General features: G+C 59.7%; 15 protein-coding genes. 5 read left to right on the top strand and 10 right to left on the bottom strand.

The genetic code is table 11. The annotated features are described in order from the left end of the window. Positions 1-98 precede the first annotated feature (98 nt). Genes JJO78_RS01630 through JJO78_RS01615 form a run of 4 tightly spaced genes read left to right on the top strand, consistent with a single transcriptional unit; the run spans position 99 to position 4592 of the window. Positions 99-1505 (top strand): DUF2868 domain-containing protein, encoded by a 1407-nt coding sequence (locus JJO78_RS01630; protein ID WP_127402055.1) that lies wholly within the window; start codon positions 99-101, stop codon positions 1503-1505. Beyond that, positions 1502-2932, top strand: coding sequence for a GTPase/DUF3482 domain-containing protein (locus JJO78_RS01625; RefSeq protein ID WP_091642632.1), 1431 nt, complete (start codon positions 1502-1504; stop codon positions 2930-2932). Before JJO78_RS01630 ends, JJO78_RS01625 begins: the two co-directional genes overlap by 4 nt. A gap of 50 nt (positions 2933-2982) precedes the next feature. Continuing rightward, the gene (locus JJO78_RS01620; protein WP_007155480.1) at positions 2983-3378 is read left to right on the top strand and encodes an ectoine synthase; all 396 of its coding nucleotides are present in this window, start codon (positions 2983-2985) and stop codon (positions 3376-3378) included. A gap of 11 nt (positions 3379-3389) precedes the next feature. After that, positions 3390-4592 (top strand): MFS transporter, encoded by a 1203-nt coding sequence (locus JJO78_RS01615; protein WP_085678174.1) that lies wholly within the window; start codon positions 3390-3392, stop codon positions 4590-4592. A 139-nt stretch (positions 4593-4731) separates the two neighbouring features. Here the strand turns inward: JJO78_RS01615 and JJO78_RS01610 are convergent, their stop codons facing one another. The 9 genes from JJO78_RS01610 to JJO78_RS01570 all read right to left on the bottom strand — a co-directional run bounded on the left by JJO78_RS01610 (position 4732) and on the right by JJO78_RS01570 (position 15554). Beyond that, positions 4732-5907: a type III PLP-dependent enzyme gene (locus tag JJO78_RS01610; protein ID WP_126810903.1), complete on the bottom strand. Its 1176-nt coding sequence runs from the start codon at positions 5905-5907 to the stop codon at positions 4732-4734. A 152-nt stretch (positions 5908-6059) separates the two neighbouring features. After that, on the bottom strand, positions 6060-6878 hold the full coding sequence (locus JJO78_RS01605) for an ATP-grasp domain-containing protein (RefSeq protein ID WP_127402053.1): 819 nt from the start codon (positions 6876-6878) through the stop codon (positions 6060-6062). Between the two features lie 452 nt (positions 6879-7330). Next, positions 7331-9808, bottom strand: coding sequence for an ATP-dependent helicase HrpB (hrpB, locus tag JJO78_RS01600; protein ID WP_151983085.1), 2478 nt, complete (start codon positions 9806-9808; stop codon positions 7331-7333). 337 nt (positions 9809-10145) lie between these two features. After that, on the bottom strand, positions 10146-11357 hold the full coding sequence (locus JJO78_RS01595; RefSeq protein ID WP_151983084.1) for a YbfB/YjiJ family MFS transporter: 1212 nt from the start codon (positions 11355-11357) through the stop codon (positions 10146-10148). 83 nt (positions 11358-11440) lie between these two features. After that, positions 11441-12109, bottom strand: coding sequence for an SCO family protein (locus JJO78_RS01590; protein ID WP_151983083.1), 669 nt, complete (start codon positions 12107-12109; stop codon positions 11441-11443). Between the two features lie 22 nt (positions 12110-12131). Further along, complete coding sequence (gene cyoE, locus JJO78_RS01585) at positions 12132-13055, bottom strand: heme o synthase (RefSeq protein WP_036207795.1); 924 nt, start codon at positions 13053-13055, stop codon at positions 12132-12134. Further along, positions 13052-14158: a COX15/CtaA family protein gene (locus JJO78_RS01580; protein ID WP_369810871.1), complete on the bottom strand. Its 1107-nt coding sequence runs from the start codon at positions 14156-14158 to the stop codon at positions 13052-13054. The genes cyoE and JJO78_RS01580 overlap by 4 nt, the downstream gene beginning before the upstream one ends. 24 nt (positions 14159-14182) lie before the next feature. Further along, positions 14183-14827, bottom strand: a complete 645-nt coding sequence (locus JJO78_RS01575) for a hypothetical protein (RefSeq protein ID WP_051946976.1) — start codon at positions 14825-14827, stop codon at positions 14183-14185. Then, positions 14814-15554: an SURF1 family protein gene (locus JJO78_RS01570; protein WP_075196379.1), complete on the bottom strand. Its 741-nt coding sequence runs from the start codon at positions 15552-15554 to the stop codon at positions 14814-14816. Before JJO78_RS01570 ends, JJO78_RS01575 begins: the two co-directional genes overlap by 14 nt. 50 nt (positions 15555-15604) lie before the next feature. On the opposite strand from JJO78_RS01570, the gene JJO78_RS01565 reads away from it, so the two are divergent. Continuing rightward, positions 15605-15808 (top strand): twin transmembrane helix small protein, encoded by a 204-nt coding sequence (locus JJO78_RS01565; protein ID WP_007152938.1) that lies wholly within the window; start codon positions 15605-15607, stop codon positions 15806-15808. A 9-nt stretch (positions 15809-15817) separates the two neighbouring features. Here JJO78_RS01565 and JJO78_RS01560 read toward each other — a convergent pair whose 3' ends face one another. After that, positions 15818-16705, bottom strand: a complete 888-nt coding sequence (locus JJO78_RS01560) for a cytochrome c oxidase subunit 3 (RefSeq protein WP_075196380.1) — start codon at positions 16703-16705, stop codon at positions 15818-15820. Positions 16706-16746 lie beyond the last annotated feature (41 nt).

Below are 16746 nucleotides of genomic sequence, written 5' to 3'. Positions count from 1 at the left end.
GTAGGTCCGACACCGGTTTATGGGATACCCTTATCATCCTAGACCCTTATCCTAGCATTCCGCGGCGGCTCTCACCGCCCAGTCGATCAGGATACTCGATGCCAGACAGCGCCATTCGACGATTACTGGAGTTCGACAATCAGGTTCAGCGCGACCGCGACCAGAACCCGGTGTTCCTGCACCGGCGGGATCGCCGTTTTGCCCTGGACTGCCACAACCAGGGCGTCAGCCCGGGTCCGGATCGGTGGCTTGAACATGTCAGGCGCCTGTCCCGCCGTAGACCGACCGATGACCCGTTGAAATTCTGGCGAAGGGTGACCACAGGTTTTGCCCTGGCGGGGCTCGTTGCCGGAACGCTGGCCATGCTGGGGCTACTGTTCTACGACGGTGGCCAGCGAATCAATCTGACGGTGATCCTGGCCTTCGTGCTGCTCCAGTGCATCCTCGCTGTGGTTACCACTGTCCAGGCCTTTGCCGGCTGGCAGCCCTGGCGCTGGCTGCTGAGGAAGTTTGCGGTCGCACGCCCCTCGGGCGCCCTGCGAACACTGCAACCACTGTTAATGGCCCGTGCCGCCCATACCGGCGGACTGGCGTTTGGTGTCGCCGGACTGATAACCCTGCTGGTACTGGTGGTGATCCAGGATCTCGCCTTTGGCTGGAGCACCACCCTGAATACCGGCACCGACAGCTACTACCGCATGCTATCCGCCATCGCCACACCCTGGCAGCATCTGTGGCCTGCGGCGATGCCGGACCGCGAACTGGTGGATGCCACCCGGTTCTTCCGCAGCCAGTCTTCCACAACGACCGATCCGGCCCTCTGGGGGAGTTGGTGGCCGTTCGTGGCAATGGTCTGGATGATCTATGTCGTCCTGCCCCGGCTCGCTCTGCTGATGGTGGCGATCGTTCATCCCCAAATGCGCGCGCGTAAGGCGCTCCGAGCCCATCATGGCTGGGTCGCCCTCCAGTACCGCATGGAGACACCCACCGTGGACACGGGCAATCGCCACAATGACGCCGCCGACCAACCGGATACGACAACGTCTGCGAAATTGCAGCCTATCCCCAGGGCCCAGGCTATTATTCGCTGGGCGGAAGCCGGCAGGCCAGCGCTGCCGCAAACCATCATCGCAGGAGACCAGGAGCCCCTCGCCGCCGGCGGTAGCGCCTCGCTCGAGCACGACCATCACATCATCGAACTGGCAAACCAACGACTGACCAGTGCTCTCACTCCCGCGGCCATTATCGTCACCCGCAGTTGGGAACCACCCACCGGCGAGCTTGCGGATTTTCTACAACAGGCCCGCGAAACATGGCCAAGGCAGACCACCATTGCGCTGGTACCGATGGCAGCTCAACCAGACCAGTCGCCACCGGACCATCAACTCAGCCAGTGGCTGCGGTTTGCGGAGCGTACGGAGGATGAGAGGATGGTGGTCAGCACGCCGATTACAACACCGCCGGATATCCTTATGCACCGCGCACTGCAGGACCAGGACGAATAATGAAAGCCCCCGTGTTTGCCGTGGTCGGCCACCCCAACAAGGGCAAATCCAGCATTGTGGCCACGCTGTCCCAGAACGACGCCATTGCCATCGCGCTGGAGCCTGGAACCACCCGTAAACATCAGGCCTATCCGTTGGCTGTCGATGGCAAGACACTGTACACACTGGTGGACACGCCGGGGTTCCAACGCCCCCGGCGTGTCCTGGAATGGCTTGAAGCCCACAGCGTGTCTGCCTCTGACCGGGCCGAAACCGTCGAGGCCTTTGTGGTCCAACACCGCCAGGACAACGGCTTTGTCGATGAATGCGAGCTCTTGCAACCGCTCATTGAAGGCGCGGGCATCATCTACGTGGTTGACGGTTCGGTTCCCTACAGCACCCAGCATGAAGCGGAGATGACCATCCTGCGCTGGACCGGCCGGCCGAGCCTCGCCTTGATCAACAGTATTGGTGAAGACGACTACAGCGACACCTGGGCCAGGGCGCTCGGCCAGTTTTTCCAGGTTGTCCGGACCTTTGATGCGGTTCGCGCGCCCTTCGAGCAACACCTCAGCCTGTTGCGAGCCTTTGGGCAACTTGAGCCGGACTGGGAGCAGCCCCTGGACAGCGCGACGGCGTTTCTCTCGGCGCAGAGACGGCAACGCCGCACCCAAGCGGCCACACTCATCGCCCGTAGCCTGGAAGACATGATGTCCTTCCGCGAAAAACGGACACTGACCACACTCCAGACCAGCGAAATCTCCGATCACGACCTGGCCGCACAGTTGCGCAAAAGCTGGTATGACAACCAGAGAAAACGGGAACAGCACCTTCGAATTGCCATTGAGAAGCTCTACGAGCATCACCGTGTACAACGACAGGAAGCGGAACTGGAATGGCACAGTGAACACGACCTGTTCAGCGAAGACAGCCACAAAGCCTGGGGAGTAAACCGCCGCTACCTGGCCACCGCAGGCTTCGGGGCCGGTGCCGTGAGCGGGGCCGGGGTGGATGCGTTGACCCTTGGCCATTCACTGGGCGCCGGAGCCCTGGTAGGCGGGCTGATCGGTGCCGCAGGCAGCTATTTTTACGGCGACCGCCTGGCACTGCCGGTGCTCAATACCGGTGTACTGAAAAATGGGCTCAGGACCGCCACCTTCGGGCCTGTACAAGACAGCCAATTCGGCTATGTTGTATTAGGAAGGGCCGTTAATCACTGGTGGCATATCAGCCACCGAAATCATGCCGGCCGGGAACTGCTGGATCTTGAACCTGCCGATGACCATTGGCTTGAGCAACTCGACCGCAGGCAACGCCGGACCATCCATCAGGCCTTTGAACGTTGCCGGAAAAAGCGCGCCCTGGATGACAAAATGAGGATAGCCTTTATAGTCGCCATCGAGCAGTCGCTGGACGCCTACGACGATTGGCGGTTGAACCGAACCTGACGGGGATGTTTATACTGTAAGGCTGCTCCATCACACAGCGAGGGATAAGTATGAAAATTGTACGAGTTCAGGACATCATCGGCTCCGAGCGCGAAGTATCAGGGCCGGGCTGGACCAGCCGCCGCATGCTGCTGAAAAAAGACGGCATGGGCTTTTCATTCCACGAGACCATCATCCCTGCGGGCGCCGAGCTGAACCTCTGGTACAAGCATCACCTTGAAGCTGTATATTGTGTCGCCGGTAACGGCAGCATCTACGACAAGGCCACTGGCGAAACCCACGAGATTTCCGATGGCACGCTTTACGCGCTGGACAAGAACGACCCGCATACGCTGCGTGGTGGCACCGAAGACATGCGACTGATCTGTGCCTTCAACCCGCCCGTCACCGGCCGTGAAGTCCACGACGAAGACGGCGCCTATCTCCCGGACACCGGCGACAACTAAGCCCGGCCCCAGTGGCTGACGTTTCAGGCACAACAACACCGCCACCGGCAGCCAAGCTGCTCCCGGTGGCGGTGTTGCTTTGGCTGGCCGGTGTTTATCTGCGCATACCGGTATTGGTTGCACCTCCCCTGGCGCCGTTCATCAGCGACGAACTCAGCCTGTCCCAGGCTCTGACCGGTGCGCTCACCACTCTTCCAATATTGATGCTGGCTGTCGGTTCCATGCCCGGTTCCCTGGCCATCGCACGGATGGGCCCACGCAATACCCTGGCGCTGGCCATGGTGATCATGGTCATCGGTTCCGCCGGTCGCGGGCTGTCACCCGATACCATCACGCTTATGCTGGCGAGTGCCGTCATGGGCCTGGGTGTGGCCATGATGCAGCCCTCCCTGCCGGCACTCCTGCCACGCTGGCTCGAACCCAAACATCTGGCCATCGGCTCCGCTATCTACATGAACGGCATGCTGATGGGCGAGTTCATCGGCGCCGGCATCACCCTCCCGGTACTGATGCCACTGATGGACGACAGCTGGCGCGCCACCCTGCTGGCCTGGTCACTGCCCGCGTTGCTGGTCGCTGCCGCTCTGTTCCTTCCCCGCCGGGAAATGGCACGGCCGGTGAAAAAACCGGCCTGGCTACCCGACTGGAAAAACCCACTGACTCTGCGAATTGGCCTGCTGCTGGGCCTGTCAGGCTCCCTGTTCTTCGGCCTTAACGCCTACATGGGCAATATCCTGGAGCAACAAGGCAACTTCGACATGCTGGCGGACGCCTTGTTCTGGTATAACTTCGCCCAGGTGATCGCCTCCCTGGTCATGCTGAAAATGGCGAGATATTGGGTAGGCCTCAAAGGCCCCATCATGGTGATGGCAACCTGCAGCATCCTGGGCACAGTGGGAACGGTCGTCTTCACTGGCTGGTGGTCAATAGCCAGCGCAACGTTTATGAGCTTCACGGCCGGCATTCTGCTGATCCTGCTGGTGGCTTTACCCCCTGTACTGGTGGAATCAAGAGAAACGGGGCGACTCTCAGCAGGAAACTTTCTGGTTGGTTACACAGTGGCGTTTTCTGTTCCCATGATCGGCGGGTTACTGGCCGATTGGGGCAACGACGCCCGATACGCCATTATCTTTATCATCGCCTATTGCGCTCTGGTTCTTCCCCTGACTTTTACCCTGGACCTGAAACGACAAAAGGGCCAACCCGAAAGTTGACCCTCTGTCTGGTGCCATTGATCTATGCTTTGCCGGGCCGCGGGGTGGGGGTATTTTTTCCTTGGAAATGGAACTCGCTTCGCTCAGACACCCATTTCTGGCGGAAAATATACCCCCACCCCACGTCCTTACCGCTGGCTTAGATGTAATAGTCCTTTAACGGGGGGAAACCGTTAAACTCTATGGCACTGTACGTCGTGGTGTAGGCACCGGTGGACAGCCAGTACATGCGGTCGCCGATGGCCAGATTCAGCGGCAACGGATACTTGTGGTGTTCGTACATGATATCGGCGCTGTCGCAGGTTGGGCCTGCAATTACACAGTCCTCGCCTTCGCCGGATTTCTCTGTATAGATCGGGAACTTGATGGATTCATCAAGCGTTTCGATCAAGCCACCGAATTTACCAACATCGGTGAATACCCAACGGTGTAGGGCAGTACGCGATTTACGTGAAATCAGCACCACTTCACTTACCAGAACACCTGCGTTGGAAATCAGCGAGCGGCCCGGTTCGATAATAATCTCCGGCAAATCATCGCCAAAATCCTCATCCAGGAAACGCTTGATCTCTTCCGCGTAGGTTTTCAGGTCATTCGTACGGGTGATGTAGTTGGCCGGGAAGCCGCCGCCCATGTTGATCATCTTCAGTTCGATGCCGTCTTCTTCCTTCAGACGCTCGAAAATCACCTTCACCTTGCCCAGGGCGGCGTCCCACGCGCCGATTTCCCGTTGCTGGGAACCCACGTGAAAAGAGACGCCGTAAGGCACCAGGCCCAGATCGCGGGCCAGGATCAGCAAGTCCATGGCCATGTCGGTCTGGCAGCCGAACTTGCGGGACAGCGGCCAGTCAGCGGTCAGGGTGCCTTCGGTCAGGATGCGAACATACACTTTCGAGCCCGGAGCCGCCTTGGCGATGTTGCGCAGGTCCGCTTCCGAATCCGTCGCGTACAGGCGAACACCTCGCTCGTAGAAGGTGCGGATATCCTTGGCCTTCTTGATGGTGTTGCCGTAACTGATGCGGTCGCCCGTCACACCCAGGCCCATGACCTTGTCGAGTTCGTACACCGACGCGATATCAAAGCTGGCGCCCTTGTCCCGCAACATCGTCAGAACCTGCGGGGCAGGGTTGGCCTTCACCGCATAGTAGACGTTGGCATAGGGAAAGCCTTCCACCAGTTCATCGTACTGGCGGTTGATGGTCGCGGTATCAATCACGACGCAGGGCGTGTCCTTGGTATCGGCAAATGCCTTGATACGGGCAAAGGTCTCGGCGTCGTAGTAGTCAGTGATGATGGCGTTGGTGGATTCGGTCATGGATAGGGTTTCCCTCCAAAGGGCAAACGGGTCGTTCAAACAACATAGGTACCGATCCGGTACCCGTCAATCGCGCGATCATCGGTTCTTTTCCGGGGGCGTGATATGAGCATATCTACCCATAACCACCGTCTGGCCCGTTTGCCTTCAGCTCACACTGCGACTGGCCACAACGGCGCCGGCCCGGTGGGGCCGTTCGGGTCTTCGGGCTCGTCCTGGCGCTGCAGGTAATCCAGAATCGCAGTTTTCAGATCACTACCCTGACCGAGTCCCTGATTGCCGAATAGCCGATTGAACTCAAGCACATAGGGATACCCCTCCACCAGGGCAATATCAAACCCCGCGTGATCCACCTCCAGCTCCCGCGCAAGGCGCAGTGCCAGATCGGTTACCACGGAAGGCACTGGCCCCCGGTCGATGCGCCCACCCTGCGACACGTTATTGTAGAACCCCTGGTCCGCCTGGGTTCGCCAGTAGGCGGATACCACGTTGTCCCCGACAATCACTACCCGCACATCCCGATCAATCGGCAGGTATTCCTGGGCATAAAGAACATGGGTCCGCTCGCAATAACGCTGCCAGTCGGCTTTGTTTTCAATCAACCACACGCCTTCGCCCATGCTGGCCTTGGGCAGCTTGGCTACAAAGGGCACGACCATGGCATCCCACACCGCCTGCCGTTCCTCCGGGCCGTTGGCTTTAATCAGAGTCCAAGGGGTATGCTCAGGTGCGACCGTCTGGAAAGCCCGGGTCATTTCCACCTTGTCGTGGCCGATGCGATAGCTGGCGACACTGGGGAAAACGCGGCATTTCAGCCCGTGTACGAGGGCATTCAGCTGCCAGTATTCCGGGAACAGTACCCAGTCTGCATCTTTAAGCAGTTCTTTGTGGGCCAGGAATTGTTCGGGCTTTAGGGTTTTGGTATTCGGGAAGCCGAGGGTGCGGAATATGTCGAAGGAGACCAGTTTCATTTGGGTTGGGTGCGTGGTTGGGTTGGTCGCATTTTATACAGGTTTGGGTTGGGTGCAATGTTTATTCTTTGCTTTGGCTTTGGGTTGGACTGGGGGTTTAGGGGAGGGGCATGGGGGTGTTTTATTTTTCAAATGAAAATGAACTCGCTTCGCTCAGACACCATTTTCTTTATTGAAAAATAAAACACCCCCATACCCTTAGTTAACAACAGTTGTCGCGACGATTTACCCTGATTTTTCCTGGGTTTGTCGGAGAGCTCGAAATCAAAACACCGCCAGACCCTCGCTTTCCGTAACGACATCACCCTTTGCCAATAGAGCGGGGAGGTGGGGGTATTTTTCCGCCGGGAATGGGTGTCTGAGCGCAGCGAGTTCCATTCCCAAGGAAAAATACCCCCACCTCCCCGATCCCCACAAAGGCCTCAGTCCTACCCAAAGCCAAAGGTAAAGAATCAACGAACAGGACGCTTCTTAGTCCCCTGACTCGCATCTGCCGTCAGGGGATCTTCCGGCCAGGGGTGCTTGGGATACCGACCGCGCATGTCCTTGCGGACCTCCGGGTAGGCGTTCTGCCAGAAGCTTGCCAGGTCGGCCGTGACGGCCAGAGGGCGCTGGGCTGGGGACAGCAGGTGGATCACCACCGGCACTTGGCCTCCGGCAACCGTAGGAGTTTTGGTCCAGCCGAACAGGGCCTGGAGCTTGGCCGCCAGTACCGGGCCATTTTCTGCGGTGTAATCCAGCGCCACGGACTGGCCGGTTGGGATCGTCAGGCGGGTGGGCGCCAGGTCTTCCAGTGCCTGTTGTTGCGGATACTCCAGCAGGCTGGCAAGAGCCTGGATCAGGTTGAGCTTGTCCAGGTCACGCCAGTGGGTCATCCCTGCCAGGAACGGACCAAGCCAGGTTTCCAGGTTATCTGTCAGCCAGCGCTCGCTGACCGTTGGCCATTCTCCGGGAAAGTACTCTGCCAGCAGGGTGACCCGGGCAAGCCACTGCTCCGCCGCCGGCGTCCATGGCAGGCTCCCAAGGCCCTTCTTGCGCACGGCGGCGAGCAGCCCCTGCTGCACCAGTTCCGGTGACGGGGCCGGCAAGGCTGTTTCCTCCAGCTCCAACTGCCCCAGTTTTCGGACGCGACGGGCCACCACGGTTCCGCGTCGCTCGTCCCAGACCGCCTCCTCGTATTCTTCAATGTGGCCGGACAGGTCCTGTTCCAGCACCGCTGGGGTAACCGGTGCAGCAAGATAAATCGTGGCCTCCCTGGCCTTGCCGTCCAGTTCAGCTGCAACCAGCCACTCATAGCGAGCCAGCCGGTCGTCGCTGCGAAGGGCTGCGCCGCGGCCGTTGCTGAGCTGGTATCGCGGTTCCTCGCCCCGCCGTTTACGGGCAATCCGGTCCGGGTAGGCCTGTGCGAGCACGCGTCCTACCTCATCCTCGGAGGGCATCGCCTGTGGTCGTTCAAGCCCTGCCGCCAGGCGGGACACCGACTTGGTGATCGATATCACCCTGGCGGTATCCACACCCTGTCGCGGGCCAGAACCCCGCAGCATCCTGACCCGCTCCTGCATATCCGCCCCGGCTGATCGGCCCGCCAGATCCCGTTCTTCCAGCAGCGCCGCCAACTCGGCCGCGAGATAGCCATGGCCAATGTCCCGTCCGCGTAGAATCATGTGCGCCAGCCGTGGATGAACGCCCATGTCCCGCGCCGCCTTGCCATGTTCGGTAATGGCGCTGTCGGCATCCAGCATATCCAGCCACTGCAACAACGCCACAGCCTGCTGCCAGTGCGCAGCAGGGGGCGGGTCAATCCAGTCCAGCTGATCCGGCGACCGCGCGCCCCATTGCGCCAGTTCCAGCACCAGGGGTGCCAGGTCCGCTTCCTGTATTTCCGGCGGGGTGAACTCGGCCAGACCAAACTGGGCGGACTCGCTCCACAGCCGGTAACAGGCGCCAGGCTCAATACGCCCGGCCCGTCCCTTGCGCTGCTCCGCAGACGCTTTTGACACCCAGCCCGTCACCAGCCGTGTCATACCGCTGTTGGCATCAAACACCGCCCGGCGTTGTTGACCGCTGTCGATGACGACGCGCACGCCTTCAATGGTGAGACTGGATTCGGCAATAGCCGTGGCCAGAACCACTTTGCGGTAACCTTCGGGCGCCGGCGCGATGGCCCGGTCCTGCTCCTCGCTTTTCAGGTTGCCGTACAACGGTGCCACGATCACATCGTTGCCTGTCTGGTTCTGAAGCTGACGCTCAACCCGACGAATCTCGCCCGCACCGGGAAGAAACACCAGCAACGACCCACTCTGATCCGCCAGTGCCTCATGAATAACGGACACCACCTGTTGCTCGATCCGGCCATTACGCGGAATGGGGCGATACGCCACCTCCACAGGGAACGCCCGGCCGTCACTACTCAGCACCGGCACATCACCCAGCAACCGGGCGATGGGTGCGGTATCCAACGTGGCGGACATGACGATGATCCGCAGGTCCTCCCTCAAGGCCTGGCGGGCTTCCCGCACCAACGCCAGGCCCAGATCGGCCTGCAATGACCGTTCGTGAAACTCATCGAAAATCACAACGGCGTAGTCTTCCAGCGCCGGATCATTCTGGATCAACCGCGTGAGAATACCTTCGGTGACCACTTCTATCACCGTGGCAGACGTCACCTGCGTATCAAGCCGTGTGCGATAACCAACGGTCTGGCCCGGCTTCTCCCCCATCTGCCCGGCCATGTACCTTGCCGCGGACCGGGCTGCCAAACGTCTCGGCTCCAACATCAGGATCTTGCGATTCTCACGCCAGGGGGCATCCATCAAAGCCAGTGGCACCCTGGTGGTTTTACCGGCGCCCGGTGGTGCCTGTAGCAGGATGGTTGTTTGGGACTCCAGGTTGTTCAGGAGGTCCGGGATGATGTTGTTGATTGGGAGCATTTGTTTTTGGCTGTGTTCAGGACTGGTTGGGTTGGGGGAGGGGCGTGGGTGTGTTTTATTTTTCAAATGAAAATGAACTCGCTTTGCTCGGACACCATTTTCTTTATTGAAAAATAAAACACACCCACACCCTTAGGTAACTCGTCGATTTCTCAAAAGCGTACTATGGGCCTGCTCCGGTTTGCACGAGACAGCGATGCTCATACCTCCTCAGACGCGATAACTGTGCGTTACATAAGAGTGGGGTGGTGGGATATTTTATCCGCCAGGAATGGGTGTCTGAGCACAGCGAGTTCCATTCCCAAGGAAAAATATCCCACCACCCCGCTCATGCACCCTAACGATCAGTCCTGCCAGGACATCCAGGCAAAGGCACAAAAAACGCAAACACTGCTCCAAGAGCCAACGCCACCACCCCGATGCCAAAGGCTGTGGTCAGGGTGCCGCCGGCTTCCAGCCATTGCTTGGTGAGCCACGGGCCGGCCATCTGGGTGAAGCCGTAGACCGACACCATTGCCGCTGACAGTCGCGGCCCCTGGTGCGGATGCAGGGCCCGGCCGATGCGTTGGGTGAGCATCACCGTACCCACGAACGTGCTGCCCACCAGGGCGGCACAAACCGCCAGGCCCAAGGCACCAGGCAAGATCACTGCTGCCAGGACGCCGGCAAGCTGTACCACGAAATTCATGCGCAATGCAGGGAGATCGCCGATTTTTGCACCAAGATAGTTCCATATCGAGGGTGACAGGATCGTCGCCACAGCCGCCAGGAACCAGGCGCCATCCAGCAGCCAGTGGTCGGCCGGTAACTGGTCCTTGGCCAGCAATGGCAAGAACGTCATCGGCAGTATGTAACCGAGACCAGCCCCGGCGTAGGAGAGAAACAGGGGCACACTTGCCCGGTCAAACAGGGGCGATTTTCCCGGCGGGGTTTCGCCGTCGCTTTGCGCCCTCACCGGTACGTCCAGTCGGAGTAACCGCGCCGTGGCCCACCAGGCCAGGGGGATGGAAAGCACGACGGCAGGCCACCAGCGTTCAGTCCCCTCAAGCCAGTGGGCGCTGGAGCTGACCAGGCCACTTGATACCAAAAGGCCCAGGCCTACACCAATGTAGAGATGCCCACTCAGAGTGGCGCGGTTGCGCAGCACCAGCCATTCCAGGATCAACGCCGGAGCCTGGACAAAGACAACGCCGTTGGCGATGCCATTGAACAGGCGGGCGGCGGACATGGCCACAAGGTGGTCAGTCTGCGTCATCGCAAGGGTGGTCAACAGATGAACCACGAGGGACGCCGGCAGCAGCATGCGAATGTGGCTGATGGTGTGCCAGCGGATGGCCAGCAAGGCGCCAAGCAGGTAGCCAAGGTAGTTCCAGGTAGCCACCGCAGCACCCTGCCCGGCAGTGATCTGGCCATCGTCCACCAGATACGGCAATAGCGGCGTGTAGATGAAACGGCCCAGGCCGTGGGTGACCAGCAACAGAATGGCACCCGCTACCACGACCAGATAAAGATCCCGCGGCGGTGTGCAGGAAGGGTGGGAATTTGGCATCACAGAACCCCTGGGGAAAGCCGGTAGGCAGTCAAAGTCAGTGGGAGCAGGAAGTCAGCCGAGTCAAAGCGAGGAGCGCAGGGTCATGACTGGGACGCTCGCGGATGATTTTCCCGGGCCCACTCGTAGATCTCACGATAGGCCTCAACCAGGTCTTCCGGCTTGTGGGGAGGCTGAAGCACGGCGGTCATTTCGCCGTCCGGGTTGATCAGCGTGAAATGCCCGCTGTGTTCCACCAGCCGTTCGCCATCCACCTGACGTTGGGAGAAAACCGCGTTCATGCTTCTGGCGAGCTCTCTCAGTGTCTCAATGTCGCCAGTCAGGCCGTGAAAGTCGTCGCCGAAAAAGCCCACATAGTCTTTCAGTCTCTGGGGCGTATCGTGTTCCGGGTCGGCGGAAATCAACAGGAACTCCGGCTGCGGTAGCTCCTCCGGTAGCATTTTGTCGGTTTTCCGCAGGGTCGCCATGGCGGCGGGGCAGATGTCCGGGCAATTGGTATAGCCAACGAAAGCAAACGTCCATTTGCCCTTCAGGCTGTCCCGGGTGACCGTTTCGCCCTGTTCGTTAAGCAGCTCGAACTCTGCAAGTTTACGACTGTTGTCGTACACGTAGGCGTTGATACTGCTGAGTTCCGGTGGGGGTGAAGGCTGGTCATTTCCGACCAGCAACACCTGCCGTCCAACCACCAGCCCGAAGATCAGCACGACAACCAACAGCAGCAGGATCAGCGTCAGGCGAATCGAACGGTCCATGAAATCTCCGGTAAATCAGCATTCAGAAAAACACAAAGTGGTCGACCAGCAGCACCACAAACAGGGCCATCAGATAGGTGATGGAATATTTGAAGGTGTTGAGCGCAACACGACGGTCATCACCTCTGAGCAACCGTACGGCATACTGCAGGAAACGCAGGCCGAGGGCCAGTGCACCCACCAGATAGATAACGCCAGACATACCGGTGACAAACGGCAGCAGGCTGACAGCAAGCAGCATCAGGGTGTACAGGAGTATATGTAACTCTGTGTACTTGTTGCCATGGGTGACTGGCAGCATGGGAATACCGGCCTTGGCGTATTCTTCCTTGCGATGGATGGCCAGTGCCCAGAAATGCGGTGGCGTCCAGGCGAAGATGATCAGCACCAGCAACAGGGCGTGACCTTCCACCTGCCCGGTCACCGCGGTCCAGCCCAGCAAAGGCGGCATCGCGCCGGCCAGGCCACCGATAACGATGTTCTGCGGGGTCATACGCTTGAGAAACAGGGTGTAGACGCCCGCATACCCCACCAGTGACGCCAGGGTCAGCCAGGCTGTCAGCGCATTCACCTGCCACACCAGGATGACCATGCCGGCAACCGCCAGCACCGTTGCGAACAGCAGTGCGTCCAGCGGCGAGATTTTCCCGGTGGCGACGGGCCGTTTGCGGGTACGGGCCATGACCGTGTCGATTTTCTGATCCACCACGTGATTGACCACGGCTGCCGCGCCCGCCAGCAGGGCGATGCCCAGGTTACCGTAGAGCATAACCTCCCAACCCGGCACGCCCGGTGTGGCCAGTAGCATGCCTATGACTGAGGTGAGGATCATCATCGCCACCACAGTGGGCTTGGTCAGCTCCAGAAAATCCCGCCAGGAAATGCCCGCGGCAGCGGACTCGTTGGTCGTTCCCTGCGCCGGCAGTGCCTTTACGTGCTCGCTCATGCCGTCACCTCTCGCTCGATTGTTGTTGTAGGTTCTGTTTTTGCTGCCTCTGGCAGGGCCTGTTGATGAAATCGCCAGAGCAGATTGATCACTGCCAGCAAAAGCCCTGCGCCCATTGCGTTGTGCGCCACCGCCACTGACAGAGGTATATGAAACACGATGTTGGCCAGGCCCAGCGCAATCTGCGCAACCAGGGCCACGGCCACCAGCTGCACATGCCACGCCAGTGGTGTTCGCTTTGTCCTGCGCCACAGTAATGCCAGAAAAACCGTGAAGTACGCAAGCACTATCATCGCTCCCAGCCGGTGACTGACATGGATGGCGACACGACCGTCAGCCGTTAGCTGCCCGCCCAGGTAATTCGGCCCCACATGCTGGGTGACATCGAACCCATGCTGGAAGTCCATCTCAGCCGGCCACCATTCGCCCTGGCAGGTGGGCAGGTCAGTACAGGCCACAGCCGCGTAGTTGGCCGCTGTCCAGGCCCCCAGGGCAATTTGCATAACAACCAGCGCCAGACCACCGTATAGCCACGGCCGGAAACGGCGCAACCCGGGGGGCCGGCCTGCGCCGGGTGATTCCCCTTCAGGTTGCGGTCTACGGCGTAGGCGAAGCGTGAGCAGTGTCAGCAGGCTCAGGGTGGTAAAGCCCCCTAACAGGTGCAGGGCAACCACCTGCGGCCAGAGCTTCAGGGTCACTGTCCACATGCCGAAGGCGCCCTGGAGCAGAATGAAGGCAGCAATAAACAGTGGCAACCGAAGCGGCACGCCGTCACGACGATGACGGAACGCGTAGGCCGCCAGGCCAAACACCACCAGCCCCAGCGTGCCGGCGGCGTATCGGTGGATCATTTCAGGCCAGCCTTTTTCCACGTCGACGGGCGTGTCGGGAAAGCGCGCATTGGCGATGGCCATCCGCGACTCATCATGGGGCACCGTCAGAAACCCGTAACAACCGGGCCAGTCCGGACAGCCAAGGCCCGCGTCCACCAATCGGGTCCAGGCCCCAAGCATGATGACGACCACCGCTAGCAGGGTGGCCAGTAGCGACCAGCGCGCCATGAGGTGGGCCGGGCGGGAAAGACGGGGTTGGGTGGTGTTCAACGGGGCATCTCCGGTTACTGATGGTCAGCCGATCTGTGACAGCTTCAACAGGTGTTTCAGATCCTTCAGCATATCCTTTCCCGTGTGTTCGGTGCCGTAGTGCATGATCACGTTACCAAAGGGGTCCACCAGCAGAATCCGTGGCTGGTGCTCCGGGTTGATGCCGGACGGCCATTTCGGAGCGCGGCCCTCCAGGATACTCAGCCGTTCCATGGAGCTGTATTCGTCGCTCCAGCGAGCCGAAAGATCGTCAGGGATAGTGCCGAGCCAGGCCGAACGATTTACCCGGTTAGCATTCTTGCCCAGGGCAATATTGACCTGGCGCGCCAGATACAGAAGCTCTTCACACTCCGAGGCGCATTGCTCGGAAACCACCACCATCATCCATTCGGCGTCGGGTTCGTCAGGGCCAAAGCGGTCGACAAGCGGGTTGCCGCTGGCTCCCTGAAGCTGCATTTGAGCCAGGGGCGCCGGCGGCTGGATCAGCTCGCCATTATTGCTATTGCCGGCAGGATTCAGCCAGCCGGTGTAGTACATGATAGTGGCAAAAATCATCGGGCCGAAACCGATGGCAAACAGTAAAAGGGCGGTTCGCCTGCCGCGGCGTACCTGCTCTGGAGAGACGTTGTCGTCCGGGTCTTTCTGGTCCATGCGCTCAGCCGTTGTCATTGTGATTACGGACTCCTGTTTTGCGATAGCTCGCTACGACCGTCAATATAACCAGCGCGATGGCCAGTGAAAACCATTGCACCGCATATCCATAATGGGTTTGTGGCCCCATCCGGTCTGGAGCCCAGTCGGCGCGGTAGGCGCCAGGTTGCTCCGGCCCGGAAAGCCTGAGTACCAGGCTGGCAACATCATTCTCAATTTCCCGAGCCTGCCCGTGGGACAGCGACTGTGTTCGCTTCGGCCAGCCCGCTTTGTCAGATGGCACGGACTTGAGCACCGGGGGTTCCGGAAACTCACTCAACCGCCCCTTCACACTAAGCTCTCCGGACGGATAACTGACATCGGGCAGTTGATCACGTCGCCGGGGAGCTTGTACCCAACCGCGATTCACAACCACCGGGCGGCCCTGAACCGGGTGGAACAGGGTCAGTACCTCATAGCCCGGCGCGCCATCGCGTGTACGGTTATCGAGGAGCCAGGATACCTCGCTGTAACGGCCGGACAGTGTCACCGGTTGCCCGGCTTCGTGGCCGGCCGCCAGATGTTGCGACCAGCTCAGGTTTACGGCCTGTTGCTGCCACTGTTCAAGCTGGGCCTGTTTCTCTCCTGCTCGCTCCAGCTGCCAGATCCCCAGGCCTAACAGTACCGGCAGAAAGAAGCCGGCGAACACCAACAGGCGCCAATCAAAGTGCCATTGGCGACGAGAACGATCGGTTGGATCAGACATGCTCTGCTATAGTGGGCTCTGGATCTACATTCCCGTTTACAGGATTTCCCATGCTGAAGATTCTCATTGTCGTACTCATGCTGGCCGTTCTGGTGAGCCTGTTCAGCGGTCTGTTCTTCCTGATCCGGGATGGCGGGAAAACGAACCGTGTCCTGAATTCCCTGGCGTTGCGGGTCGCCCTCAGCGTACTGCTGCTGGCAGTCATTCTGATTTCGGTATGGCAAGGGGGCCTGACCCTGAATCCGACCCCCTGACGCGCGTCGTCAGAGCACGTAAACGAAGACGAACAGCCCGAGCCAGACCACATCCACGAAGTGCCAGTACCACGCCGACGCCTCGAAACCAAAGTGGTAATCGCCGGTGAAATGGCCTTTGTGTATGCGGATCAACATGATCGTGAGCATCAGGGTACCCAGTATCACATGGGCGCCGTGAAACCCGGTCAGCATGAAGAAGGTGCTGCCATAAATGCCGGACTGCAGGGTCAGGTTCAGATCCTGATAGGCGTGAGCGTATTCATAGCCCTGGACACACACAAAGATCAGCGCCAGCGCAATGGTGGCGCTCAGCCAGAGTTTGACCTTCTTGCGGTTGTCTTCCTTGAGGGCATGGTGCGCAACCGTAACCGTAAAGGACGACGTCACCAGCAGAATGGTGTTGATCAGTGGCAAACCCCAGGGGCCGATAATGCCTTCCGGTGCCGGGTAGGCGTCGGGGTCAGGATTGTTGATCAGCGGCCATGTCGCCTGGAAACCTTCCCAGAGGATATTGGAACTGCCACGGTCGCCTTCACCGCCAAGCCAGGGCACCGCGAACATCCGGGTGTAGAACAGGGCACCGAAGAAAGCCGCGAAGAACATGACCTCGGAAAAAATGAACCAGCTCATACCCCAGCGGAAGGAACGATCCATCTGTGGGCTGTACAGGCCTGACCGGCTTTCCTTGATGACGGTCCCGAACCATCCAAACAGCATGTAGGCCATGATCAGGGAACCGATCAAGAACATCACCCAGGAGCCGGTGGTGCTCTCACCCTGCTGGCCGTTCACCATAATGGCCGCCGCGCCGTAGAGGGTAACCCCCAGCCCGACGGTGGCGACAATCGGCCACTTGCTCTGTTCCGGAACGTAGTACGTCTGGTTTTCCGCCATGACAATCTCCGATGGCTTATCCGTTATCGTTTGTTGTTGTG

Source organism: Marinobacter sp. DS40M6, from assembly GCF_028581595.1.
GTDB classification, from domain to species: domain Bacteria; phylum Pseudomonadota; class Gammaproteobacteria; order Pseudomonadales; family Oleiphilaceae; genus Marinobacter; species Marinobacter salarius.
This window is presented reverse-complemented; position numbering and strand designations above follow the sequence as displayed.

Excerpts from the sequence above, each read along its gene's own strand:
- JJO78_RS01630 (WP_127402055.1), top strand. The coding sequence starts at position 99 with ATGCCAGACAGCGCCATTCGACGATTACTGGAGTTCGACAATCAGGTT.
- JJO78_RS01620 (WP_007155480.1), top strand. The coding sequence starts at position 2,983 with ATGAAAATTGTACGAGTTCAGGACATCATCGGCTCCGAGCGCGAAGTA.
- JJO78_RS01610 (WP_126810903.1), bottom strand. The coding sequence starts at position 5,907 with ATGACCGAATCCACCAACGCCATCATCACTGACTACTACGACGCCGAG.
- JJO78_RS01605 (WP_127402053.1), bottom strand. The coding sequence starts at position 6,878 with ATGAAACTGGTCTCCTTCGACATATTCCGCACCCTCGGCTTCCCGAAT.
- hrpB (WP_151983085.1), bottom strand. The coding sequence starts at position 9,808 with ATGCTCCCAATCAACAACATCATCCCGGACCTCCTGAACAACCTGGAG.
- JJO78_RS01595 (WP_151983084.1), bottom strand. The coding sequence starts at position 11,357 with ATGCCAAATTCCCACCCTTCCTGCACACCGCCGCGGGATCTTTATCTG.
- JJO78_RS01590 (WP_151983083.1), bottom strand. The coding sequence starts at position 12,109 with ATGGACCGTTCGATTCGCCTGACGCTGATCCTGCTGCTGTTGGTTGTC.
- cyoE (WP_036207795.1), bottom strand. The coding sequence starts at position 13,055 with ATGAGCGAGCACGTAAAGGCACTGCCGGCGCAGGGAACGACCAACGAG.
- JJO78_RS01575 (WP_051946976.1), bottom strand. The coding sequence starts at position 14,827 with ATGACAACGGCTGAGCGCATGGACCAGAAAGACCCGGACGACAACGTC.
- JJO78_RS01570 (WP_075196379.1), bottom strand. The coding sequence starts at position 15,554 with ATGTCTGATCCAACCGATCGTTCTCGTCGCCAATGGCACTTTGATTGG.
- JJO78_RS01565 (WP_007152938.1), top strand. The coding sequence starts at position 15,605 with ATGCTGAAGATTCTCATTGTCGTACTCATGCTGGCCGTTCTGGTGAGC.
- JJO78_RS01560 (WP_075196380.1), bottom strand. The coding sequence starts at position 16,705 with ATGGCGGAAAACCAGACGTACTACGTTCCGGAACAGAGCAAGTGGCCG.